We start from the raw sequence: 24,936 nt of genomic DNA on the forward strand, positions 1-24,936 counted from the left end.
ATCTCTTTATTTAATATTTTTATTCAATCTGCTGGCTTTGGCTAGTTATGCGGTCTTTACCTGCTGCTTGTTGATTTCCTGATTACGCAGTAAGAAACGCTGAATCTTGCCACTCGGGGTTTTTGGCAATTCTGTGACGAATTCAATCAAGCGCGGATAGGCATGCGCAGACAAACGCTTTTTCACAAATTGACCCAGCTCTTCTTCCAGATGAGATGAAGCTGTAAAATTATTCGCCAGAATCACAAAGGCTTTAATCACTTCGGTACGTTCAGGATCAGGCACGCCAATGACGGCGGCTTCGATTACCGCATCATGTTCCAGCAAGGCACTTTCCACATCAAATGGCCCCACGCGATAGCCTGAGGTGGTAATGACATCATCACTACGTCCAACAAAGCTCATACTGCCATCAGCATGAATTTCCGCGGTATCACCGGTTAAATAGTAATGTCCAACAAAGGGCGATTTACGGCTTTCTTCATAACCCGAGAACCACATCATGGGTGATTGACTGATATCCACTGCCAGGACGCCCGGAACGTCAGCCGTTAATTCATGACCTTGTTCATCGACGACTGCAATCCGGTAACCCGGGCTGGCAAAGCCTGCCGAACCTGAACGGACCGGATGTTGTAGCGCATGATGATTACACACCACCATCCCGACTTCAGTCTGGCCATAATGGTCATAAATTGGCACATCCAGCACCTCTTTAAACCAGCGGATCACTTCCGGGTTTAAAGGTTCTCCAGCACTGCTGACCACGCGCAACTTGCCCCGTAGCTGTGCCATCTGTTCAGCATCTGCTGCCATCATCATGCGGTAAGCGGTCGGCGCACCGGCCAGATTGGTAATGCCATATTGCTTGACAATGTCGCAGACACTTTCGGCATTGAAACCACCCTCATAAAACAGGGTCGAGTGTCCGAGCAATAACGGGCCGGTAATCCCATAGTACAAACCATAAGCCCAGCCCGGATCAGCAATATTCCAGAAAGCATCATCTTCGGTTAGACCGATGGCATTGTGCATATAGCCAGCAAAAGCAATCAGGGCTTTAAGTGGAACTTTTAAGGGCTTGGCCGGTCCAGTGGTTCCAGAGGTAAACATCAATAAAAATGGCTCATCGATACTGAGCATTTCCAGTTCACAACCTTCAGCCTGGCGGTTTAACACCGTCCAAAAACTGAGGTCCTGTGGATAACGCTCTGCCTCGGTTTCAACATGTACGGTGACGATCGTGGGACAAGCACTAAGATTGGATAGTTTCTCCCGATTCGCCAGATCAGTCACTACCAGCTTGCTTTGCGCCAGCTGAATGCGATGTTCAATAGCTTTGGGACCAAAGGCCGTAAATAAAGGTTGATACACTGCACCAATCCGCCAGGTCGCTAAAATGGTAATGATCAGCTCCGGAGTCCGCGGTAATAATCCGGAAACGCGGTCACCTTTGCCAATGCCTTGAGATTTTAAGAAATTTGCAAACTGGCTGGAATATTTCTTGAGTTCGCGAAAACTATACTGTTCTTTGCGGCCATCTTTACCGTACCAGTGTAAAGCAATTGCATCGGAATCTGCATGGCGGTCGCAGCATTCATAACAGGCGTTCAGCGCCTGCATCGAACCGGACAGATACTGCTTTGCCACTGCATCTAAATCAAAATTTTCAATTGTTTTTTGATAATCTAACATGTTAAACCTCAGCCTGAATTTATCGTTATTACTGACAAGGTATTGTTGATGAAGCGAATCCTTGCTCCATCTGGATATCTTAAGTTTTAAGCAGGTGGCGTGGTGTATTGATGCATGATGCTGGAAAAATCCAGATGCGCATCCCCTTCCTGACAAAGCTGTTGATAGAGTTTCTGCACCATGCTACCCAGAACCACCGGTTGGTCCACCTGTTGCGCTGCATCGACAGCCAGGCCCAAATCTTTAAGCATCAGTTGTGCTGCAAAACCATCGGTATAACCCCGTGATGACGGCGCATTGGCACAGATATCTGGCCAGGGATTATAGATTTCAGAACTCCAGCAACGTCCGGTGGAACTATTGATTACCCCGGCTAGTGCTTGCGGATCAATTCCCAGTTTGGCCCCAAGTGCCATGCCTTCTGCAACAGCAGTCATGGAAATCCCCAGAATCAGGTTATTACAGATTTTTGCAACCTGTCCTGTTCCCACCGCACCACAATGCACCAGATTTTTGCCCATACAGCCAAGGACCGGTTTTACGGCCTCAAAGGTGGCATCGTCTGCACCCATCATAAAGGTCAAGGTACCGTCTTTGGCGCCCAAAGTCCCGCCAGAGACTGGCGCATCGCAGACGCGAATCTGTCTGGCCTGCGCTGCTGCAGCAACTTCCTGAATGGTTTGCGGGTCAATGGTACTGCTGTCGACACACAAACTGCCCGCCTGAAGCACGTTCAGAATACCGTGCTCACCGAGATAAACTTCACGTACATGCTTGGCTGCAGGTAACATGCTGACCACAAAATCTGCCTGTTTTGCGGCCGCTTGTGGACTGTCACAAACGATACCACCCGCTTCGGCAAAATGCTGTAAAGCGACTTCACTCAAGTCATAACCAAAAACCTGATGCCCTGCCTTGAGCAGGTTCTGCGCCATCGAGCCACCCATGTTGCCCAAACCAATAAATGCAATCTTCATGCTGATGCTCCTTAGCGCAGGCTAATCGTGGTATTGACACCTGTGGTTTCCTGATCATCTTCAAACCAGCGGCTGGTAATGGTTTTGGTCTGGGTATAGAACTGCACTGCCTGCTTGCCATAAGGACCTAAATCCCCCAGTTTTGAACCACGCGAACCGGTAAAGCTGAAGAACGGCACAGGTACAGGAATTGGAATGTTAATACCGACCTGACCGATATCAATCTGGTGCTGGAATGTGCGTGCAGTATTGCCATTTTGGGTAAAGAGTCCAACGCCGTTACCGAATGGATTGGCATTAATCAGCTCAATCGCTTGTTCTAAAGTATCAACATGTATGATCGCCAGTACCGGACCGAAGACTTCTTCTTGATAAATGCGCATATCGGTCGTGACCTGATTAAAAATCGTTGGCCCGACAAAATTGCCTTTTTCATAACCCGGAACATTTACATCACGGCCATCCAGCAGCAGTTCAGCGTCCTGTTCAACGCCACTGTTAATTAAGTCTATGACACGGGCTTTGGCACGGGTCGAAATCACTGGCCCAACATCAGTATTCGGTTCATGCCCGGCATTCACCTTTAAGGTTTTGGTTTTAGCCACCAGTTCATCGACCCAGTGCTTGGTGTCCCCGACCATCACGGCCACCGAAAGCGCCATACAACGCTGACCGGCTGCACCAAATGCTGCACCGACCAACGCATTTAAGGTCTGTTCTTTATTGGCATCCGGCATCACCACGACATGGTTTTTCGCGCCCATCATCGACTGTACACGTTTACCGTGCTGGCCGGCCAGATTGTAGACATGCGTACCCACAGCGGTTGAACCGACAAAGGAAATGGCTTTGATGTCACGATGGGTACACAGCAGATCCACCACTTCTTTACCGCCATGCACTACATTCAGCACACCAGCAGGTACGCCTGCCTCAATTGCCAGTTCCACCAGCATCATGGTCGATAGCGGATCCTGTTCCGAGGGCTTTAAGACAAAGGTATTACCGCAGACAATCGCCATCGGGAACATCCACAGTGGAATCATCGCCGGAAAGTTAAACGGCGTAATTCCCGCACAAACACCGAGTGGTTGCTGCAAGGTATAGGTATCGACCCCACGTGCCACACCTTCAACATATTCCCCCATTTGTAGTGAACCAATAGAACAGGCATGCTCCACCACTTCTAAGCCACGCTGAATGTCACCTTCGGCATCAGCCAGGGTTTTGCCCTGTTCCGCCGTTAATACTTGGGCAATACTTTTTAAGTTAGTACGAATCAGATCCTGCAGCTTCAACATAATCCGCATACGTGCCTGAATCGGGGTTTGGCGCCAGCTGGCAAAGGCATTTTGTGCGGCAGCAATCGCGGCATTGACTTCTTCTGCAGTTGCAAATGGTACCTGACCCAAAACTTCTTGAGTGGCAGGGTTGATAATATCTTGCCAATGACTGGTTTTTGATTCGACAAATTCACCATTAATGAGGAGTTTTGCGGTGGTGAATCCGGTACTTTGCTGTGGATGATGAATGGCGTTCATGGTCGCTCCGTGCTGGTTTGTTATTGTCGTTGTGTCTGCCTTTACTGGCTGTTTTAAACGTATTATTTTTACGCTGTTTCAGTAGACTAACAAAGAACACTTTGACCACCAATAGAAATTGATGCACGATAGATGTGCAAATATGCACAGGGATTTAACAGGATGTTAAATAGAAGATGAAAGTAGATTGGGATCATTTACGTTTCTTTTTGGTTTTGGCACGTGCCAAAACGCTCACCAATGCAGCACGCTTGATTGGGGTGGAACACAGTACCGTGGCACGGCGGATTCAGGCGCTGGAAAACACCTTGGGTACTCAACTGTTTAAACGCGAAGCGACAGGGTATGAGCTGACCTCGGAAGGTCTGGCATTGGTGCCGCGTGTGGAACTGATGGAACAATCCTTTATCCAGATTGACAAACGCAACGATCCCTTGCAAGGCCGGGTGCGGATTGGTGCACCAGAAGGTTTTGGTACGGCATTTTTAGCGCGCTTACTGGCCGAGTTCTCCCAGCACTACCCTTTACTGACCATTGACCTGATTCCGGTGCCGAAAGCGATCAAACTTTCGCATCGTGAAGCCGATATTGTAATTGCGATTGACCGGCCCAAATCGGGCCCCTATATCATTACCCGTCTGTCGAATTACTGTCTAAAACTGTATGGCAGTCAGCATTATTTACAGAAAAATCCGCAAATTAAAAAACTGGAAGACCTCAAGCAGCACCGTTTTGTCGATTATATTGATGATCTGGTCTATAGCTCGGCCCTGTATTCGCTGGAACGTTTGCCGTTGCAAGTGACGGCCTGTTTTCGCAGTAACAGTATTCTGGCCCAGCAGATTGCGGTCAGTGCCGGTGCCGGACTGGCGATATTACCGAGATTTCTGGTGCATGATAAAACTGAGCTGGAAGAAGTCTTGAGTGATCAGGTGAATTTTACCCATACTTTCTGGATGCTCACGCTGGTCGATTTACAGCATGAACCAAAAATCAAACTGGTCTGGGACTTTCTGCGCAAACAGGCCGATGTCCAGCAAGAGCTGTTAATGGGCGCTTAGATTTAGATCACTTCTTTGAGCTAAACACGTATCGATACAGCAAATGAACGTATCACAACATTATTTTCCCTAGACCCTTGTTAAATTAACAGCCGATGAGTCGAATAATTTTAGAACAATTTAGGAAAATCATATGAAAATTCTGATCGTGCTGACCTCACATGACAGCTTGGGCGACACAGGCAAGAAAACCGGTTTCTGGCTGGAAGAACTGGCCGCCCCTTATTATACGTTTGTCGATGCAGGTGCTGAAGTCACCTTGGCCTCTCCCAAAGGTGGCCAGCCACCGTTAGATCCAAAAAGTAATGAAGCGGATGCCCAGACCAAAGCGACCGAGCGTTTTAAATCAGATACCTCAGCGATGCAGGATCTGTCTCAGACCCGAAAGCTGAGTGAAGTTTCGATTGCCGATTTTGATGCGGTATTTTATCCGGGTGGTCATGGACCCTTATGGGATCTGGCCGAAGACAGAGATTCAATTGCGCTGATCGAGCAAAGTTTACAGGCCAATAAACCGGTGGCTTTGGTCTGTCATGCACCCGGTGTGCTACGACATGTAAAAGGCCATAATGGTCAGCCGCTGGTCAAAGGCAAGTCCGTGACCGGTTTTAGTAATAGCGAAGAAGATGCGGTTGGCTTGACGGATATTGTACCTTTTCTGGTGGAAGACATGCTGAAAGAACATGGCGGCCAATACTCTAAAGCGGAGGATTGGCAGGTGCATGTCCAGCAAGATGGTTTATTGATTACGGGACAAAATCCGGCATCTTCTGCTGCAACCGCAAAAGCCTTACTGAAATTCGCGAAATAACAGCTAAACGCCCTCTTAATCGTTGATGTCTAAATGGAATAAAACCAATAAACTCCTGAATGGATTTTTCAGGAGTTTATGTTGAGAGAAATGAGATTTAACTGGCGGAAGCAATATGTTGAGCCAGCAGTTCCCGAAGTTTAAATTTCTGGATTTTCCCGGATGGGGTCATCGGAATTTCTTCCCAGACCTCTAAACGTTCCGGAATATACTGGATTGCCAGATTATGGGCTTTCAGGAAATCGACCAGATCCTTTAATGCCATGTGCGGCGCACCTTCTTTCAGCTTCACAATGGCACAGGCTTTTTCACCCAGTCGTTCATCTGCATAAGGAATTAAGGCCACGGTTGCCACATCTGGATGCAGATAGATCAAAGATTCAACTTCGGCCACCGGAATATTTTCACCACCGCGAATAACCACATCTTTTTTACGCCCGGCAATCCGGATATAACCCTGCTCATCTACATAAGCAATATCACCGGTATCAAACCAGTCATCCTCACTGGTTTCGTTTAAATGTGGGCGTTTCAGATAACCACCAAAATTCGAACAGCTCCGGATCATTAGCGTGCCGGATTGATGTGGTGCCAATTCCTCGCCATCATCGCCTACCACTTTGACTTCAACGCCAGGCAGCGGCAGACCGTCAGTATTAAATGAACGCTCATCATCATCTTCCGGACGAGTTGTAGTCACCGCACCACACTCGGTCATCCCCCAAGCGGAAATCACTTTCACACCGATGTTTTGACGTGCTTTTTGCACCAGCGTGCTTGGAATAGGTGCACCGGCACACAGGAATATTTTCAGACTATCTAAAGATTTGTGACTATTGAGTACCGCTTCAGACAAGTCATTTAAAAATGGTGTCGAAGCCATAGTGAAAGTCGCCTGATGCTTATGCATCAGCTCGATGGCCGTATTGACCTCCCAGACATCCAGCAATACCGCTTTGGCTTTTAACAGCACAGGCATAATCAGGCCATACATAAAACCGGTTTGATGCGCCATCGGTGATCCCATGAAAATCACATCATTCTGGTTTAAATGCAAACGCTTGGCATAAGGCACGATATTGGAAAATAAGGTATTCGCAGTATGCATCACCCCTTTGGGTTCGCCAGTGGTACCGGAGGTAAACACCAGTTGAGCAATATCATCAGCTGTGATGGTGACATCATTCAGGGTATTCAGGATTTGTGGATCTTGATCCAGTCCGTGGTTAAGCAATAAGTTTTCAAAACTGTTCTCGCCTTCACCACCGACGACAATAATCTGTTCCAGGCTCTCAATATTTTTCTGTAATTGATCGGCCAGTTTTTCATGGTCAAACTTACGAAATACTTTCGGTACGATAAAGACCTTACTTTCCGTATGTTTCAGCATGAATGAAAGCTCACGCTCTCGGAAAATCGGCATCAGCGGATTCAGGATGGCACCAATCCGGCGACACGCAATATACAATAGCGTAAACTCCCACCAATTGGGTAACTGGCAAGAAACGATATCCTGTTTCTGCACGCCTAAACGCTTCAGTCCCAAAGAGATTTTATTGGCTGTATGCAGCATTTCCCGGTAGCTAAAGCTTGTTTCAGACTGATCTTCAGTTTTATAACTGACCAAGGCCACTTTATCAGGATGTTGATGTACAGCTTCATTCAATGATTGAAGAATGGTCTTATTTAACCAATAACCTTGTTGCAACATTTTTTCCCGGCGTGGGGGTAAAAGAACCGCATCGAAATCCATTCCATAACTCCAATTTTATCATTATCTACCTGTTCTTTTGGTCAGACCGAACACTAGTCATCAACTCAAACATTGCAGATCTAAATTCTGCGATGCAGATGACACAAAATTCTATTTGAATCATCTGCACGATTGATCACGCACCCACATGATCTGTTTACATCAGGCAGGAACGGCTTTACGTCCGGCCTTTTTACGCGCAATAATGGTTTTCATGATCTGAGCTGTTCCGTCACCAATCTGGAAGCCCAGTACATCTCGCATACGCTGTTCCATTACACCACGGTCATAACCAGCATGACCAAAGGTCAGTAAACATTGATGAATCACATCATAGGCCAGTTTTGGCCCCCACCATTTACACATTCCAGCTTCGGAAGTATGTGGCAGATGATTGTCTTTGAGCCATAAGGTTTGCAGACAGAGTAAACGCGCGGCCTCTACCTGAGTTTCATACTCGGCCAATGGATGCGACACGCCTTGAAGTGCTGTTAAGGGCTGACCAAAGGCTTCACGTTGCGCCGCATATTCCCAGGCTTCATCCAGACTGACACGTGCAACAGCCAGAACCTGTAAACCAATCAAGGCACGTGAAAAGTCAAAGCCTTGCATGACCTGCACAAAACCTTTGTTTTCATCACCTAAGCGATGATTGACCGGAACGCGAACATTATCAAAGAAGATTGAACCGCGACCAATGGCACGTTGCCCATGACAGTCAAAACGCGTGGTGCTAATGCCAGATAAATTCATGGGAACCAGAAGTGCTGTCACGCCATGTGCGCCGTCCTCATGGGCACCAGTACGGCCAAACACCACCGAAGCATCGGCCTGATCGGCAGCCGAAATCGAAGTCTTTTCGCCATTAATGATATATTCATCGCCGTCACGTTCGATTTTTAAACGCAGGTTGGCAGCATCTGAACCGCCACGCGGCTCGGTCAAGGCAATCGAAAAAATTGCTTCACCGGCGGTCAGTTTCTTCAGCCACGGTTCAACCACTTCGGGTTGACCATGTTCCGCCAGAATCTGGCCATTTAGCGAAGCGAGCAGATTGATATAGGAAAAACTTAAATCCGCTTTGGCTACCGCTTCATGAATAATGCCTGCTGCCAGACGTCCCATGCCTTGGCCGCCATATTGTTCCGGAAGTTCCGGTGCAATAAAGCCCATCTCTCCCATTTTTTTGACCAGATCACGATCAAACACCCGACTTTGATCGCGTTCTAAAAAACCGGGGGCAATATATTTTTGCGCAAACTTTTCAGCAGTTTCTGCTAAAAACTCTAAGTCTTCCGTAATATAAGGATTTTTAGTCATGCTGTATCTTCCTTATTTATAAAATTTACGAAATTCAGGCTGGCGCTTTTCTTTGAGTGCATTGACGCCTTCACGCGATTCTTCCGTGTCGTAATACAGTTTTAGTGCATACATGCCCATGCCGGCAATCCCCGCCTGATGTGCGGTATCCATATTGAAGCTACGTTTGGCAATGGCGATGGCTGTCGGACTACGCCGACAGATTTCTTCGGCCCAAGCCTGTACTTCAGCATCAAGTTGATCTGCAGGTACACATTTATTGGCAAGACCCATTGCAACCGCTTCTTGGCCTGTATAGCGACGGCACATATACCAGATTTCACGGGCTTTTTTCTCACCGACTACACGTGCTAAATACGCTGTGCCATAACCCGGATCGACTGAACCCATTTTCGGTCCCACCTGACCAAAAATGGCATTCTCTGAACAAATGGTGAGGTCACAAATAGTCGCCAAAACGTTACCGCCACCTATCGCATAACCTTGTACACGAGCGATCACCGGTTTAGGCACATCACGCATTGCGGAAGGTTCCCAAGACTGTTGTCCGATATTCAGTAGGTACATATTCTGCCATCAATGTATTGGCTGCAATATATAAAGCGCCAATTCCGAATGCAGACAGAAAGCGTAATAGCGCGAACTGTTCAAAATTCTGGGTAAAACCCAGTGCCGCAGTCAATGTAGAAAAAATCAGGATGGAAATGACCACGGTGCGTACCCGGCCTAAATGGTCACAGGCCCAACCGCCCATAAATCCGCCAATGGCCATCCCGGCCAAAGTGAAACTTCCCAGTGCTCCTGCCTGTAAATTGCTTAAACCAAACTCAGCTTTGAGACTGTTCAAGCTAAATGACAGCAATAACATGTCTGCGCCATCGACCAGTAAGGCCAGAAAAGCAAATATAAAGGCAATTTGCTGGGTTCTTTTGGTCGTGGGCTTGATTTTTCCTAATTCTGTTGCGAGATCCGTCATTGTAAATATCCTTGTTATTGCTTATTTCGTATTGATGTTTTAATTGCCATCTTGCACATAGACGGGTTGCTACAAATGCAATCCTGACAATTTTTAGCTCCTGTTTTTCTTGGTTTCTCTGAGAGATTTTCAGATCTCCTTTTATTTTTGCTGTTCCTGTCGAGCCCAATCAAGGTAATTAAGATAAGTTGAATTTTCAACAATATTTGATATTAAGTTTTGTTATACGAAATTAGTTATCGCTAATTTGATTATTAAATCATTTTAAGATATTTTGATATGAGGATTAGAAATTAGATGATATTGAATACAATAAAACAGGGAGTGTAAGGATGGGTGCTTTAACAGGCTTTCGCGTACTGGATTTAAGCCGTATTTTAGCCGGCCCGTGGTGCAGTCAAATTTTGGCCGATTTAGGCGCCGAAGTGATTAAAATTGAAAAACCTAATCACGGGGATGACACGCGAATCTGGGGCCCGCCCTGGCTAAAAAATGACAAGCAGGAAGATACGCATGAATCGGCATATTATCTTTCTGCCAACCGCGGTAAACATTCAGTTGCCGTGGATCTGTCTACGCCTGAAGGTCAAGAGATCATTAAAAAAATTGCCCAGCAAAGTGATGTGGTCATCGAGAATTATAAAGCGGGTTCTCTAAAAAAATATGGTCTGGATTATGAAAGTCTGAGTCAGTTAAATCCGCGTCTGGTGTACTGTTCAATTACCGGCTTTGGTCAGAACGGCCCACGTGCACACGAACCAGGTTATGATTTTATTATTCAGGGCATGGGTGGCATGATGAGCGTCACCGGTGAACGCGATGACTTGCCGGGAGGCGGCCCGCAAAAAGCCGGTCTGGCTTTTGCTGACCTGACCACCGGTTTATATTCTGCAATTGCCATTCAGGCGGCATTATTGTCGCGGGAAAAAACCGGTGAAGGCCAGCATATCGATATGGCACTGCTGGATACCCAGGTGGCTTCCCTCTCCGTTCTGGCAATGAATTATCTGACTTCAGACAAAGTGCCGGGCCGCTTTGGAAATGCGCATGCCAATATTGTGCCTTATCAGGTGTTTAAGGCACAGCAAGGTGAGTTTATTATCGCCTGTGGCAATGACCTGCAATTCAAGGCCTTGTGTCAGGCAGTGGGCTTGGCTGAGGTCGCCGAAGATCCTCGTTTCCTAAAAAATTCAGGACGGGTGATGCATCGTGAAGAGCTGACCACAGTGCTACAGGCACATTTCTATAAGCAACCCGCACAAACCTGGGTGGATCTGATTCATGCAGTCAAAGTTCCGGTTGGTATGATTAATAACCTGAAGCAGACTCTGAAAGAAGAACAGGTATTGGCACGTGAGATGGTCATCCAGATGCCACACACTTTACGTGAAGATTACACCTCGATTGGCTCACCGATTAAACTTTCCAAGACCCCGGTAGAGTATAAAAAAGCGCCACCCTGTTTAGGTGAAGATACCGATGTAGTCTTAAGCCAGTTTTTAAGCCCGGATGAAATAGATGAGCTGAAAAGCAAAAAAGTCATCCAGCAGCGATAAGCTAGCAAGCAATAAAAAAAGGAATCTTTAGATTCCTTTTTTACTTTAAATCTAATGAATTAGATTATTCTTTAGCAGACTTTGGCACTCGACTGAACAGTACGAGGCAGTTCACGACGCAGAATTTTGCCTACTGTAGACTTTGGCAATCCAGCCACAAACTCAATGTATTTTGGCAGTTTATAACTGGTCAGTTGCTGTTTCAGGAAAGCCATGACCTCATCTTGAGTCAGGTTGGCATCCTGTTTCACAATAAATGCCTTGGGTACCTGCCCGGATTTTTCATCCTCAATCCCGATCACGGCACATTCCAGTATTTTGGGATGCTTGGACAGTACGCCTTCCAGCTCATTCGGATAGACATTAAAACCAGACACCAGAATCATGTCCTTTTTACGATCGAGAATGGTGATATAACCCTGCTCATCCATACAGCCGATATCGCCTGTCAGAAAGAAGCCGTCTTTCGTAAATGCCTGAGCCGTTGCTTCCGGTTGCTGCCAGTAACCTTTCATCACCTGAGGTCCGCGAATGGCAATTTCTCCAGCCTGATGAAACTCAACCGGCTTGGCCTCATCGTTTAAAATCAGGATTTCAGTCCCTGCCAGTGGCAAACCAATGGTTCCGCTAAAACGTCGGCTCAGCGGTGGATTAAAGGTCGCGGTGGGTGATGTTTCAGAAAGTCCATAACCTTCATAAATCTGGCAGCCTGTGACTTCATACCATAACTCAGCAGTGCTTTTTAAAATAGACGATCCACCACCTGTGGTAGTTTTAAGATGTGAATGATCCAGCTCACGAAATCGAGGATGATGTCCCAGCGCGTTAAACATGGTATTCACGCCCGGAAAAACAGTCGGTGGATGTTTCTGATATTGGTCTAGCAAAGCATCCAGATCTCTCGGATTTGGAATCAGGACATTGGCGAAACCGCGACTCAGACCATAACTGAACAGGCAGATGGTAAATCCATAAATGTGATACAGCGGCAAGGCACAGAATACATATTCATTTTCAGCGGCATAGCGGTCAGTAAAATGACTGATAAATACGGTACTGTTCTGGGCGATATTAAATAAAATATTGCGATGGCTCAGTTCTGCGCCTTTAGAAACACCTGTGGTTCCTCCCGTGTATTGCAGAATGACCGTATCTTCCTGATGCTGTACAGGCGGTGCAAAATCAATAATCTCTACCTGATTTATTGCCTGTCTAAAGTCAGAAAATTGTTTATCCGGATATTGTGCTGCCTGACTATAAATAGCACTTGGCTGCTCTTGAATAAAATCCAGCGGATGCGTTGAAATGACATACTTGAGTTCAGGGCATTTATCTAATGTTATTAATTGCTCCAAAGTCTGCCCCAGGATAATCAAGGCTTCTGCACCTGAATCCTGTAGCTGATGATAGAGCTCGCGCTGGGTGTACATGGGATTGACATTGACCAGCACATAACCGGCACGAATAATGGCAAAGGTCGCAATTGGATACTGAATAATATTGGGTAACATCACGGCAATACGGCTGCCAGCAGTCAGCCCAAGACTCTGTAAATAGCTTGCCAGTTTCTGGCTATACATATCGATATCGTGATAGCTGAATTTACGATCCAGATAAATAAATGCGGTTTTATCCTGAAATTTCACCAAATTCTCAGCAATTGTCGTGCTCAGCGTTTTCTCAGGATCTGGCCGGGTAAACTCCGGATTGATATTCCACTTTTTATATTCTTCCATCCATGGCTGACTGCTCATGACTATACTCCTGTCCTGGATTTACAATTATTTTGTATTATTTAAACCATAAGATTTTGATTTTAATTAAATATTTTTAAACCACTTTCTGCTGTCTCGATTCAACATACTTGTAGTGATAACCGCTACGAATAAAATGCTGATTTTTATCCCTAAATGAATGAGCATAATCAGGCCAGACCAAAGTCAGCTTGCGACTGACCGGGTCCAGATACCAGCTTTTACAGCTTTCCGATAACCAGACACTACCTTGGGAAAGCTGCTGTAGCTCCTGCATATAGCTATTTTCAGCTTCTTGATCTGCTTCAAAGACCTGAATCTGTTGCTGCTCAAAAAACTGCAAGGCATCCAGCACCAGATCAAACTGGGTTTCCAGAAAATAAAGTGCTGAATTATGTCCACTGCCTGTATTTGGCCCATTCAGGATGAACAGGTTTGGAAAGTTGTGTACGGTCGTTGACTGATAACCCTGCATACCACTGGACCATTGCTGCTCCAGGCTTAAACCCTGTTTACCTACCACCTTCGCGGCATAAGGTGGACGTGCCGCTTCAAATCCGGTAGCAAATACGATGATATCTGCAAAAAATTTATTTCCAGCCTGGCTTAATACACCGTCTTTCGTAACTTCTGCCAATGCTGAATCTTCAAGTGTGACATGCGGTTTTAAAAAGGTTGGATAATAATCATTAGAAAGCAATAAGCGCTTACAACCAGGTTCATAATTCGGCGTGAGTTTGTGCTGTAATTCAGGATCTGAAATCTGATGTTTTAAGAATTGCAGGCAGTTTTTCTTGACCCGCTCAAACTGGCTTTTCAGATTACGGCGCTGGGCAAAATTGTATTCATTGCCCCAAAACAAGGAATGTCTTAAGGCTGACATACTGTCCGGATCTTTGCGGAAAAGCTGTTTTTCTGACTCAGAATAAGGTCGGTCTGGTCGGGGCAAAATATATGGTGCACTACGTTGCAAGACGGTCAGGTTTTTTGCTGTTTTGGCAATTTCCGGCACAAGCTGAACGGCTGAAGCCCCTGAACCCACCACAACGACATGCTGGTTCTCCAAACTTATCTGATGATTCCAGCGTGCTGAATGCATGACCTGGCCTTCAAATTCTTCCAGCCCCGGAATTTGCGGGAGATGCTCATCTGCCAGATGCCCGGTTGCGGTAATTAAGATCTCAGCCTGATACAGACCTTTAGAGGTGTGAATTTCCCATATTCGTTCTCGTGCATTCCAGCTAGCCTTTTCCAGTTGCGTATGAAAATCAATATGGGGCCGGATATTTTCCTGATCACAGCATTGAATTAAATAGCACTGAATTTCTACCCCTTGTGGAAAGACACGCGACCAGTTGGGATTTTTAATAAACGAGAAAGAATATAAATGGGAAGGTACATCACAGGCGACTCCGGGATAGGTATTGTCACGCCAAGTGCCGCCCACTTCTGCTGCACGTTCAATGATTTTAAAATCGTGGATGCCCTGCTGTTTAAGGCGGATTGCCATTCCCAAACCACCAAAACCACTGCCTACAATTAGAATCTTGCTGCGCTGTCCTTGAGCTTGCATTATTTATCTCCTTTAAGGCATATAAGGCTGGATTTTTTGATTCACCGGATATTGTTCTGGATGCTGGCTAAACTGGTTGACCAGTTGCACCACTTCGGCTGGCGCTTCGATATAGAGCGCATGTCCTGAAGAAATTTCGATATAGCGACTGTTCGAAATTGAAGCAAACAGCAATTTTGCTTGGGCTACAGGCACCATGCGGTCTTCACGGCAAGCCACAATCAACGTCTCTGCATGAATCTCAGGCAAGATCGATGTAATATCAATGTGATAATTCAGTTCACGCTGTTTGGCTGCATCTAGTGAAGGTTTAACAAAGCGTGCCAGATCCAACACCTGCTGTTCGCTACGTGCAGACAGATAATCATCGCTATACAGGCAATAATTGACAAAATGAGGCAAGGCCGCAGATTGTTCAGTAAATAATTGCTGCCAAATGACGGTACGCAATTGTTGCACCGAGCTGGTCTTGGCCCAACCCGCTAACAGGATCAAACGCGCTACGCGCTGCTTTAAACTGGCTGCTACTTGTGCAGCAATCACGGCACCGAGTGAATAGCCGACCACTGTAATGGTTTCATCTTCTGCAACTGCATGCTGAATCAATGCTTCAACCTGTTGGCTAAAATCAGTCACCTTTAGATCAGCTTTATTCGGGGTATGCAAATCAATGGATAAAACCCGCTGATGAATACCAAGCATCGGAAAAATATAGCTGAAATGCTTGTCGGTATTTCCACCGGTACCATGAATCAGAATAATAGTGGGAAATGCAGAACGCTGTCCGACTTCATGAAAATTAAGTTGCCGATCAGCATAAGGACACTGTCGAGTAATCATGTCTAAATCCATATAGACTCCTGATCTTGTTGTTTTATGGTTTATTCAATACCAAAGAATAACTCTCAATATTTGAATGGGATTAGGATGCAAAAATTATTAAAAAAAGACCCACGACACGTGTATCGTGGGTCAAAAGCTTTAATCGAATTTGAACTCTTCAGGTTCAAGTAAAAACAGGCTTTCGCCACCAACTAGAATATTGGCAGTATGTGTCGCGGTTCTTGGTAAAATCCGAGCAAAGAAGAATTGTGCAGTTTTGATCTTGGCTGCATAGAAGGGATCAGTATTGCCTTCTTCAATTTTCTGCTGCGCAGTAATTGCCATTTTCAGCCACAGATAAGCGGACACGACATAACCAGAGAAATATAGGTAGTCAACTGATGCTGCCCCAATTTCATTGGCAGACTGTTGAGCCTGTGCCTTAATGGTTCTGGTTAATTCCAGCCATTGTTCAGTCAACTGGCTGACTTGTGTAACTTGCTGGCTAAACTGGACATGTTGTTGTTGCTCTTTTACAAAGCCCTGAATTTCATCGGTTAATGCGGTCAGCAGACCCAGTTTTGAACCTAGAACTTTACGCGCCAGTAAATCGATAGACTGAATTTCAGTGGTTCCTTCATAGAGGCTGGCAATACGTGCATCACGGGCAATCTGTTCCATGCCATGTTCAGCTATATAACCGTGACCACCGAAAATCTGCATACCATGTTTAGCCGCTTCTATGCCAGTTTCAGTCATTAATGCTTTGGCAATTGGGGTTAATAATGCCAGACGGTCTTCAGCTGCTTTCTTTTCTTCCGGGCTGTCAGTGGCTTCAGCAATATCGGCATAGGTCGCCAGATAATATGCAAGTGCACGTGAACCTTCTGCAAACACCTTTTGAGTCAGAAGCATGTTACGTACTGCCGGATGTACGATAATCGGATCTGCAGGCTGGCCTGGCGCTTTTGCACCTTCAAGTGAACGCATCGCCAGACGGTCTTTGGCATAAGCCAATGCCCCCTGATAAGAAGATTCTGCTGCTGCCAAGCCTTGAATGGCTGTACCAATACGCGCCGAGTTCATAAAGGTAAACATGCAGTTCAGGCCGCGGTTTTCAGGCCCGATCAGAAAACCTTTGGCATTGTCAAAATTCAGTACACAAGTCGCATTCCCGTGAATCCCCATTTTGTGTTCAAGCGCGCTGCAGACCACGCCATTACGCGAAGCCACATTGCCCGCTTCATCCAAATTGTATTTCGGCACGATAAACAGCGAAATACCTTTGGTACCGGCAGGCGCATCGGGTAAACGTGCCAGTACGATATGCACAATATTTTCAGCCAGGTCATGTTCACCGGCAGATATAAAGATTTTCTCACCGCTGATGCTATAACTGCCATCTTCATTTGGCACTGCTTTGGTACGGATTAATCCCAGATCTGAACCAGCATGCGATTCGGTTAAACACATGGTTCCAGTCCAGCGGCCGGCAATTAAAGGCACCAGAAATTTCTGTTTTTGCTCATCGCTTCCGTGGTGTTCCAGAGTGCGCATAGCACCGTGTGATAGGCCCGGATACATGCCCCAAGACCAGTTGGTCGCGGTAATAATTTCTGAAATCGCGATACGGTATAAAGTCGGGAAGCCTTGGCCGCCATATTTTTCATCACCGGTTAATGAGGTAAAGCCAAGTTCCACATATTTATCATAAGCCGCTTTAAAACCATCTGGTGTGGTTACCACGCCATCTTGTAAACGGCAACCCTGCTGATCGCCTGTGGCATTAATCGGTAGCAGTTCGTTTTGGCAAAAATCGGCAGCGACTTCCAGATATTGCTCCATAATATCCATCGATACTTTGTCTGCGAACCTGGTATAGCCCTGATATTTCTGTTCCACATTGAGCAGGTCTTTCAGCACAAACGTCATGTCTTTTAATGGCGCAATATAATTTCTCATCGTAATTCCCTTGCATGAGTTTTTAATTTGTATATTTATGACTTAAAATTTCATAATACGAAATTATGTTTTAAATCCAATATAATATAAGTCCCAGTATAAAATCTAGTCATTCTGTGAAATTTCCTATTTAAAAAATAAAAATATTCAACATGAAAAAAAGCCATTCATGCTTGAATGGCTTTTTATTGAGTGATAACGCTTAGATGATCTAGCGCGGGAAAAATTGAGCCAAACGTTGATAAATAATCTGCTCGGCATCCTGCATGATATTGTCAATCAGCGCCTGACAGGTCGGAATATCATGAATCAATCCCATCACCTGTCCAGCGGTCAGTACGCCCGCATCTACATCGCCATTTTCCAGCGCAAGCTTGCCTTTTAAACCACTGACATAGGGACGAATCTGTTCAAACTCCAGACCTGGATCTTCACTCATTTTCACCACCAGCTCAGATACTGCATTTTTGGCAACACGCGCAGTATTTCTAAACTGCCGATACAGTAGATGTGTCGCCCTTTCATCATTGTCGACATAAAACTGTTTGATGTTCGGATGGATTGGCGCTTCCTGAGTCGCACAAAAGCGTGTGCCCATATTGATGCCTTCTGCACCCAAAGCCAATGCTGCGACCAGACCACGACCATCAGCAAAACCGCCACTGGCCACAATCGGTACAGTAAGCTGATCTGCTGCCGCAGGAATCAGGATCAGGCCAGGAATATCATCTTCACCCGGATGCCCGGCACATTCAAAACCGTCAATCGAGATCACGTCCGCACCGATTCTTTGCGCTGAAAGTGCATGACGAACCGAGGTACATTTATGAATCACAATGATGCCATGCTGTTTAAATGCCTCAATATGTTCGTGTGGCTTATTGCCTGCTGTTTCTACGATCTTGATACCGCTTTCAATAATGGCCTGTCGATATTCGGCATACGGCGGCGGATTCACAGCGGGTAATAAAGTCAGATTCACCGCAAAAGGCTGATCAGTCATGTCACGGCAACGTGCAATTTCCTTGACCAGTGCTTCTGGCGTTGGTTGCGTTAGTGCCGTTAATGTTCCCAAGCCGCCAGCATTAGATACAGCACTGGCCATTTCCGCTGTACCGACCCACATCATGCCACCCTGAATAATCGGATAGCGAATCCCTAAAAGCTCGGTTATACGGGTCTGAATGTTCATGCAAGCTCTCCTTAGCATCCGGTAAATTGTGCAGGGCGTTTTTCGAAAAAAGCCTGGACGCCTTCTTTATAATCCTGACTGTTTAGCGCCAGATATTGCAGGTTTTGTTCCAGCTCCAGTTGCTGGTCGATGGTATTTTCAGCACTGCGTTGCAAGGCCTGTTTGGTTAAAGCCAGTGCATAAGTCGGCTGTTGTGCCAGTCGCTGTGTAATATCGTCGATATAAACATCAAATTCTGTATCTGGAAGCATTTTCCAGATCATGCCCATTTCGGCAGCCTCTTTGGCATGTAAGGGTTCACCGAGTAAAGTCAGTGCCATGGCACGTGCATAACCGATTAAATGTGGCAACATCCAGGTGCCACCAGCATCGGGAATCAAGCCGATTTTGGAAAAGGCCTGAATAAATCGGGCACTTTCCTTGGCAATGACCAGATCACAGGCCAGCGCGATATTGGCACCTGCACCGGCAGCAACTCCATTTACTGCTGCAATCACCGGTTTGAGACTCTCACGGATCAGCTTAATCAAGGGATTATAATATTTGGCCAGCGAACCTTGTGGTGGCAAAGGCACCTTGCCGAGCTGTCCGGCACGTTCTTTTAAGTTCTGTCCCGCTGAAAAGGCCCGACCATTGCCACGAATCACAATCACCCGTATATCCGGATCTGTATTCCAGCTTTTCAGCACCTGCTGCACTTCCTCATGCATTTTCCGGTTAAAACTGTTAAGTGACTCCGGGCGGTTAAAGCTTAAAGTCGCGATGCCTTGCTGAACCTGAGTTTGAATCGTATCCCACATTCGCAATCTCCTTATTTTTATCTGTATCCCTACAATTAATAACCTTTGTTGACATCTACCTGATGACACAACTCCAGACCCTGCTTGAAACGGCGGTCATTCTCCAGAATCTGTTCCACCACTACCGACATCGGCGCATGTGAGGCCACATGTGGGGTTACGATAATTTTTTCATGCTGCCAGAATGGATGCTCGGCAGGCAGTGGCTCCTGTTCAAACACATCGACAATTGCACCTCGTAGATGACCTGAATCCAGCACCTTCAATAAATCCTGTTCGATTAAATGCTGGCCTCTCCCGACCTGAATGAGAGCTGCCTGTTCAGGGAGTTGCTGGAATAATTCAGTAGATAGAATGCCGGTATTCTCTTCTGTAAGTGGCAACAGGTTAATCAGGATCTGGCTTTGAGCCAGGAAATCGGACAACTGTTCTGAACCGACATAGCTTTTAACCTGTTTAATCTCTTTCGGGGAATTGGCCCAGCCCGAGACCTGATAGCCCATGTCGGCAAAACGTTCTGCTACATAAGCCCCCATATGCCCAAGGCCCATAATTCCGATCTGGATATGCTGGCTATAACTCTGACGATACTGCTTCCATAGCTGCTGCTTTTGTTGCTGAATCATGCGGTCAAAATAACGCTGAAAATACAGCACACCCCAAAGCAGATAATCAAACATGCCTTTTTGATGATGCGGATCGAGTACCCGGCACACGGCTTGATCCGGTCGTATCTCATTCAAGTTTAAATGCTCGACCCCGGCCGCAATCGAATGGATCAGGCCAAGTTTTGGAAGCTGCTGCAATTTCTCCAGATCTGGAAACCAGCAGGCGGCCGTGGTCGCCTGCTCTGCTTCCGGGCTGTCCACTGTACAAAAACTGTCCTCAGGGGCATATTTCTGAAAAGACTTGACCAGAATGGCTTCAATGTTCGGCACAGTACTGGAAATCACAATCATGATGCATACTCCGTATATTGATGCTCAATCAGGGATAAAGCAGCCTGCCAGGCACGCTGTAAAATCGGTTCTACCAACGGACTGGCGAACTGTTTGGCGGTTTTAATCCGCACGTCTTCACTTGGATAATGTAATTCAGCACCGCCACTTAAAGCCTTGACCTGTGCCTGACAGGCGCGCTCCAGAAAATAAATTTCATGAAAAGCCCGTGCAATGGTTTCGCCAGCCGTTAATAGGCCATGATTACGTAAAATCATGGCACGATGACCAGCTAAATCCTCAATCAGGCGTTCCTGCTCATCTGTTGACAGTGCCACGCCTTCATACTCGTGATAGGCCAACTGCTGATAAAATTTCAGCGCATGCTGGGAAATTGGCAGAAGTCCATGTTTCTGGGCAGAAACGGCTATCCCATCTGCGGTATGTGTATGAATGACGCAATTCAGATGAGGATATGCTTCGTGAATTGCGGAGTGGATCACGAAGCCAGCCATATTCACCGGCTTGTCCTGTTCATAGCTTTCTACGACCTGTCCTGCATGATTGATCTTGACCAGCGTTGAGGCACGCATTTTTTCAAAAGCGACGCCATACTGATTAATCAGAAAGCAGTCTGGCTGATCGGGCACTCTTAAACTGATATGGGTATCAATCAGGTCGGTCATCCGGTAATGCGCAATAATGCGATAAAGCGCTGCAAGCTCACAACGTGCCTGCCATTCAGCATCTGTAACCAGAGTTTTTATTGTCATGATTCCATCCTGGAAAAATATAGCATTTTGATCACTATCTGTTATATCATAATTTTAGAAAAACAGAATATTATTTCATAAGGCGAAATAAATCATTACAAGGAGTTGCTATGCCAACATCACAATTAAACGGACTTGAATATCTCACTGCCATCAAGAATGGGGAAATTTCCAGTTCAGCCATGAGTGAAATTATTCCCATGCGTCTAACGTTGGTGCGTGAGAACTATGTGGAATATGAAGTACGCCCCGATCAGCGCCATTACAATTTACAAGGTGGGATTCATGGCGGTTTTTGTGCAACGGTTTTAGACAGTGCGACCGGTGCTGCCGTGCATACGACGGTTGATGCCGGGGTAAGTTTTTCGACCATCGATCTGAATGTGAAAATGCTGAAAGCCATGAAAAGTGGTGAAACCTATACTGCCATTGGTGAAGTCATCCGGATCGGACGTAATGTACTCACTTCAGAAGGCCGGATTGTCGATAAAGAAGGTAAAGTTTATGCCTTTGGTTCAGCGACTTTATTGGTGACTGGACGCAAATAGTCTTTGAACTGATTTAAACATTCCCTGCATGTGCAGGGATTTTTATTTCTCTATCTATATAAATAGCGCAATAAAAAATGCCATGCATATCATCTATACATGGCATGAAGGTGATAACTCAAGCGGTTAAGCTGCTTCAGGGTTTTCAATCACCATTGCCAAGCCTTGACCCAGACCAATACACAGGCTGATCACGGCATATTTTTTACCGGTACGCTGTAACTGACGCGCAACGGTTAAAGCCAAACGCGCACCCGAACAGCCCAGTGGATGGCCAATCGCAATTCCGCCACCATTTGGGTTGACACGCGGATCATCAAAAGCAACATCCAGACCTTTCAGGCAAGACAATACCTGACTGGCAAATGCTTCATTGATCTCGATAATGTCCATATCGTCCAGCGTTAAGCCTGCACGTTTTACGGCTTTTTTGATTGCTTCAATTGGACCTGCACCCATGATGCGTGGCTCAATCCCAGCCGCGGCTGAAGACAGGATCCGCGCCAGAGGTTTTAAGCCGTACTGTTCCTGAACTTTTTCACTGCCGATCATCAGTGCTGCAGCGCCGTCATTGATACCTGATGCATTCCCCGCAGTCACCACCCCACCTTCAAATAGCGGTTTTAACTTGGATAATGCTTCAAATGTTGAAGAAGCACGTGGATGCTCATCTTCAGTGACCTGTTTAGGCGGCAATTTTCGTCCTTGAGAAACTTCAATTGGAGTAATTTCACCTGCAAAGAAACCTGCTTCTTTTGCTGCCTGATATTTTGCCTGTGATGCAGCGGCGAAAGTATCTGCCTGTTCACGTGAAATACCAAATTCTTCAGCCACATTATCACCAGTTTCCGGCATGCTGTGTGCGCCAAACTGTTCAGTGAATTTACGGTTCGGAAAACGGGTACCAATGGTCGTATCATAAATTTTGGCCTCACGTGAATACGCGCTTTCTGCTTTACCCATCACAAAAGGCGCACGTGACATGCTTTCTACACCACCGGCAATATACAGCTCACCTTCGCCTGCGGTAATCGCGCGCGCCGAATCAATCACTGCCCCTAGACCCGAAGCACATAGACGGTTGATGGTCTGTCCGGGCACAGTGACCGGCATACCGGCTAACAATGCTGCAAAACGTGCCACATTACGGCTATCTTCACCGGCCTGATTGGTGCTGCCAAAGATGACATCTTCTACATCTGCTGCCGGAATACCGGTTTTTTCCAGCAGATTTCTAATTACGGTTGCTGCCAGATCATCTGGACGGACACTTGCCAGACTTCCTGCATGGCGACCAATTGGTGAACGTAACCCATCATAGATATATGCATTTAACATGAATGTTATTCCTTTAACTTTTTAATTAATGTGTGCTATGGACAAGTGCTAAACCGAGCTGAACACGGCGACGCAGCCAAGGACTTGGACGGTAGCGCTGGTCACGGGTAATCGCGGTCATGCGATCCAGAATTTTCAGGATTTTTTCAGCACCCAATACATCACCCCATTCAATTGGGCCATGCGGATAACCGAGGCCTAATTTCACGGCAATGTTAATGTCTTCTACCGTAGCTACGCCTTGCTGGGCAATATCACAACCAAGGTTCACAATCATCGCCAAAGCACGCTGCGCCACAAAGCCGACACTTTCCTGAATTGTGCTCGCAGTCACGCCATCCAGATTAAAAATCGATTGTGCGGCATGAGTCAGTTCAGGCTTGGTCACAAGAGTTGGCATTAAAGTGCGATGTTTATTCAGACCATAGAGCAGGTCGATGCAGACCACTTGCTGAGGTGTCACCTGATAACGGACAGCGGCTGAAGTTGCATCTTCACCATAAGTGGCAATTAAGATTAAGGCATCTGCCGAAGGTGTTTCAGTTTGTTCGATCTGAATATTGAACTGTTGCAGATACTGCTCAAGCGCCTGACGATCTTCACTATATTCTGTGCCTAGCCAGACTGCTGGATAGTGATCGAGCTTTTCAACCAGTGTTGGAGCCACATCACCTACTTTGCTACCTGAAGTGTAATCATAGAAGCCTTTACCGGTTTTACGACCGAGCTGTTTGGCAATAAAGCGTTGACGGGTAATCACACTTGGACGGTAACGTGCTTCTTCATAATACTGGTGATAAATCGATTCACTCACCGGATGCGATACATCCATACCGGTCAGATCGCCTAGCTCAAAAGGTCCCATTTTAAAACCGATCCCATCGCGGTAAATCCGGTCAATCTCATAAAATGGCGTGACATTTTCATTCAGAATGGCATAGGCTTCACTGCCAAAGGCCCGACCGGCATGGTTAATGATAAATCCTGGGGTATCTTTGGCTTTGACCGGGCGATGTCCCATCTTGGTAGATAATTGAGTCAAGGCTTGCACAATATCAGCGCGGGTATTGAAGCCTTCGATCACTTCCACCACTTTCATCAGTGGTACCGGATTAAAAAAATGATAGCCGGCCACACGTTCCGGCTGACTGCAATTGGCAGCAATGGCACTGATCGATAATGAAGAGGTATTCGATGCCAGAATGGCTTCCGGTTTTACAAGCGCTTCCAGTTGCTGCATCAGCTTTTGCTTGATTTCCAGATTTTCGATAATCGCTTCAACAATCAGATCACAATCTTTCAAGTCTTCTAGCTGCTGCGCGATTGATAAATGGGCAATATCTTCAGCTGCTTTTTCGTGGCTAAACTTGCCTTTATCGGCCAGTGTATTCAGTGTTTTAGCCAGTTTTTCCTGCGCCTGTTCGGCTGCACCGGCTTTGGCATCAAATAACACCACATCATGCCCAGACTGAATGGCAATCTGGGCAATGCCTGCACCCATGGTGCCGACACCAATAATACCGATTTTCTGAATTTGAATGCTCAT

The 24,936-nt window shown here is 46.3% G+C and carries 19 protein-coding genes and 2 pseudogenes; 4 read left to right on the forward strand and 17 right to left on the reverse strand.

What is annotated here, in order from left to right:
• Positions 1-45 precede the first annotated feature (45 nt).
• From CWI32_RS08380 to CWI32_RS08390, 3 genes are all read right to left on the reverse strand, one after another.
• Positions 46-1,695, reverse strand: coding sequence for an AMP-binding protein (locus CWI32_RS08380; RefSeq protein WP_100535097.1), 1,650 nt, complete (start codon positions 1,693-1,695; stop codon positions 46-48).
• 86 nt (positions 1,696-1,781) lie between these two features.
• Positions 1,782-2,672: a 3-hydroxyisobutyrate dehydrogenase gene (gene mmsB / locus CWI32_RS08385; RefSeq protein ID WP_100328641.1), complete on the reverse strand. Its 891-nt coding sequence runs from the start codon at positions 2,670-2,672 to the stop codon at positions 1,782-1,784.
• A gap of 11 nt (positions 2,673-2,683) precedes the next feature.
• The gene (locus CWI32_RS08390) at positions 2,684-4,213 is read right to left on the reverse strand and encodes a CoA-acylating methylmalonate-semialdehyde dehydrogenase (protein WP_005170980.1); all 1,530 of its coding nucleotides are present in this window, start codon (positions 4,211-4,213) and stop codon (positions 2,684-2,686) included.
• 176 nt (positions 4,214-4,389) lie between these two features.
• Here CWI32_RS08390 and CWI32_RS08395 point away from each other — a divergent pair, with 176 nt between their 5' ends.
• Complete coding sequence (locus CWI32_RS08395) at positions 4,390-5,274, forward strand: LysR family transcriptional regulator (RefSeq protein WP_100535098.1); 885 nt, start codon at positions 4,390-4,392, stop codon at positions 5,272-5,274.
• A 133-nt stretch (positions 5,275-5,407) separates the two neighbouring features.
• Positions 5,408-6,085 carry a type 1 glutamine amidotransferase domain-containing protein gene (locus CWI32_RS08400; protein ID WP_100535099.1) on the forward strand — a complete coding sequence of 226 codons (678 nt, stop codon included), beginning with the start codon at positions 5,408-5,410 and terminating at the stop codon, positions 6,083-6,085.
• A 97-nt stretch (positions 6,086-6,182) separates the two neighbouring features.
• On the opposite strand, the gene aliA is transcribed toward CWI32_RS08400, so the two are convergent.
• From aliA to CWI32_RS08420, 4 genes and pseudogenes are all read right to left on the reverse strand, one after another.
• Positions 6,183-7,838 carry a cyclohexanecarboxylate-CoA ligase gene (gene aliA / locus CWI32_RS08405; RefSeq protein ID WP_100535100.1) on the reverse strand — a complete coding sequence of 552 codons (1,656 nt, stop codon included), beginning with the start codon at positions 7,836-7,838 and terminating at the stop codon, positions 6,183-6,185.
• Positions 7,839-8,000: 162 nt separating this feature from the next.
• A complete protein-coding gene (gene aliB, locus CWI32_RS08410) occupies positions 8,001-9,158 on the reverse strand; it encodes a cyclohexanecarboxyl-CoA dehydrogenase (RefSeq protein ID WP_100535101.1) in 1,158 nt (385 codons plus the stop codon).
• A gap of 12 nt (positions 9,159-9,170) precedes the next feature.
• Positions 9,171-9,686, reverse strand: a pseudogene (locus CWI32_RS08415) (enoyl-CoA hydratase-related protein); the annotation flags it as partial.
• A pseudogene (locus CWI32_RS08420) lies at positions 9,682-10,134 on the reverse strand (MFS transporter); the annotation flags it as partial. The pseudogenes CWI32_RS08415 and CWI32_RS08420, both read right to left, overlap by 5 nt.
• Positions 10,135-10,466: 332 nt before the next feature.
• Between CWI32_RS08420 and CWI32_RS08425 the strand changes: the two are divergent.
• On the forward strand, positions 10,467-11,690 hold the full coding sequence (locus tag CWI32_RS08425) for a CaiB/BaiF CoA transferase family protein (protein ID WP_005096893.1): 1,224 nt from the start codon (positions 10,467-10,469) through the stop codon (positions 11,688-11,690).
• A 71-nt stretch (positions 11,691-11,761) separates the two neighbouring features.
• On the opposite strand, the gene CWI32_RS08430 is transcribed toward CWI32_RS08425, so the two are convergent.
• The 8 genes from CWI32_RS08430 to CWI32_RS08465 form a co-directional block, all read right to left on the reverse strand.
• A complete protein-coding gene (locus CWI32_RS08430; RefSeq protein WP_100535102.1) occupies positions 11,762-13,444 on the reverse strand; it encodes an AMP-binding protein in 1,683 nt (560 codons plus the stop codon).
• A gap of 76 nt (positions 13,445-13,520) precedes the next feature.
• Positions 13,521-15,017, reverse strand: a complete 1,497-nt coding sequence (locus tag CWI32_RS08435) for a flavin-containing monooxygenase (RefSeq protein WP_100535103.1) — start codon at positions 15,015-15,017, stop codon at positions 13,521-13,523.
• Between the two features lie 12 nt (positions 15,018-15,029).
• A complete protein-coding gene (locus tag CWI32_RS08440; RefSeq protein WP_100535104.1) occupies positions 15,030-15,869 on the reverse strand; it encodes an alpha/beta fold hydrolase in 840 nt (279 codons plus the stop codon).
• A gap of 129 nt (positions 15,870-15,998) precedes the next feature.
• On the reverse strand, positions 15,999-17,801 hold the full coding sequence (locus CWI32_RS08445) for an acyl-CoA dehydrogenase C-terminal domain-containing protein (RefSeq protein WP_100535105.1): 1,803 nt from the start codon (positions 17,799-17,801) through the stop codon (positions 15,999-16,001).
• 211 nt (positions 17,802-18,012) lie between these two features.
• Positions 18,013-18,993, reverse strand: coding sequence for an NAD(P)H-dependent flavin oxidoreductase (locus CWI32_RS08450; protein WP_100535106.1), 981 nt, complete (start codon positions 18,991-18,993; stop codon positions 18,013-18,015).
• A gap of 11 nt (positions 18,994-19,004) precedes the next feature.
• On the reverse strand, positions 19,005-19,793 hold the full coding sequence (locus tag CWI32_RS08455; RefSeq protein ID WP_100535107.1) for an enoyl-CoA hydratase-related protein: 789 nt from the start codon (positions 19,791-19,793) through the stop codon (positions 19,005-19,007).
• A 35-nt stretch (positions 19,794-19,828) separates the two neighbouring features.
• Entirely contained in the window at positions 19,829-20,752 is a 924-nt protein-coding gene (locus tag CWI32_RS08460; protein ID WP_100328626.1) for a 2-hydroxyacid dehydrogenase, read from the reverse strand.
• Entirely contained in the window at positions 20,749-21,504 is a 756-nt protein-coding gene (locus tag CWI32_RS08465) for a class II aldolase/adducin family protein (protein ID WP_100535108.1), read from the reverse strand. The genes CWI32_RS08460 and CWI32_RS08465 overlap by 4 nt, the downstream gene beginning before the upstream one ends.
• A gap of 110 nt (positions 21,505-21,614) precedes the next feature.
• Here CWI32_RS08465 and CWI32_RS08470 point away from each other — a divergent pair, with 110 nt between their 5' ends.
• Positions 21,615-22,052 (forward strand): PaaI family thioesterase, encoded by a 438-nt coding sequence (locus CWI32_RS08470; protein WP_005170934.1) that lies wholly within the window; start codon positions 21,615-21,617, stop codon positions 22,050-22,052.
• A 126-nt stretch (positions 22,053-22,178) separates the two neighbouring features.
• Here CWI32_RS08470 and CWI32_RS08475 read toward each other — a convergent pair whose 3' ends face one another.
• Positions 22,179-23,390 carry a 3-oxoadipyl-CoA thiolase gene (locus CWI32_RS08475; RefSeq protein WP_005170929.1) on the reverse strand — a complete coding sequence of 404 codons (1,212 nt, stop codon included), beginning with the start codon at positions 23,388-23,390 and terminating at the stop codon, positions 22,179-22,181.
• Positions 23,391-23,415: 25 nt separating this feature from the next.
• On the reverse strand, positions 23,416-24,936 hold the full coding sequence (locus CWI32_RS08480) for a 3-hydroxyacyl-CoA dehydrogenase (RefSeq protein WP_100535109.1): 1,521 nt from the start codon (positions 24,934-24,936) through the stop codon (positions 23,416-23,418).

Origin of the sequence: Acinetobacter pseudolwoffii, from assembly GCF_002803605.1 — a bacterium.
GTDB classification, from domain to species: domain Bacteria; phylum Pseudomonadota; class Gammaproteobacteria; order Pseudomonadales; family Moraxellaceae; genus Acinetobacter; species Acinetobacter pseudolwoffii.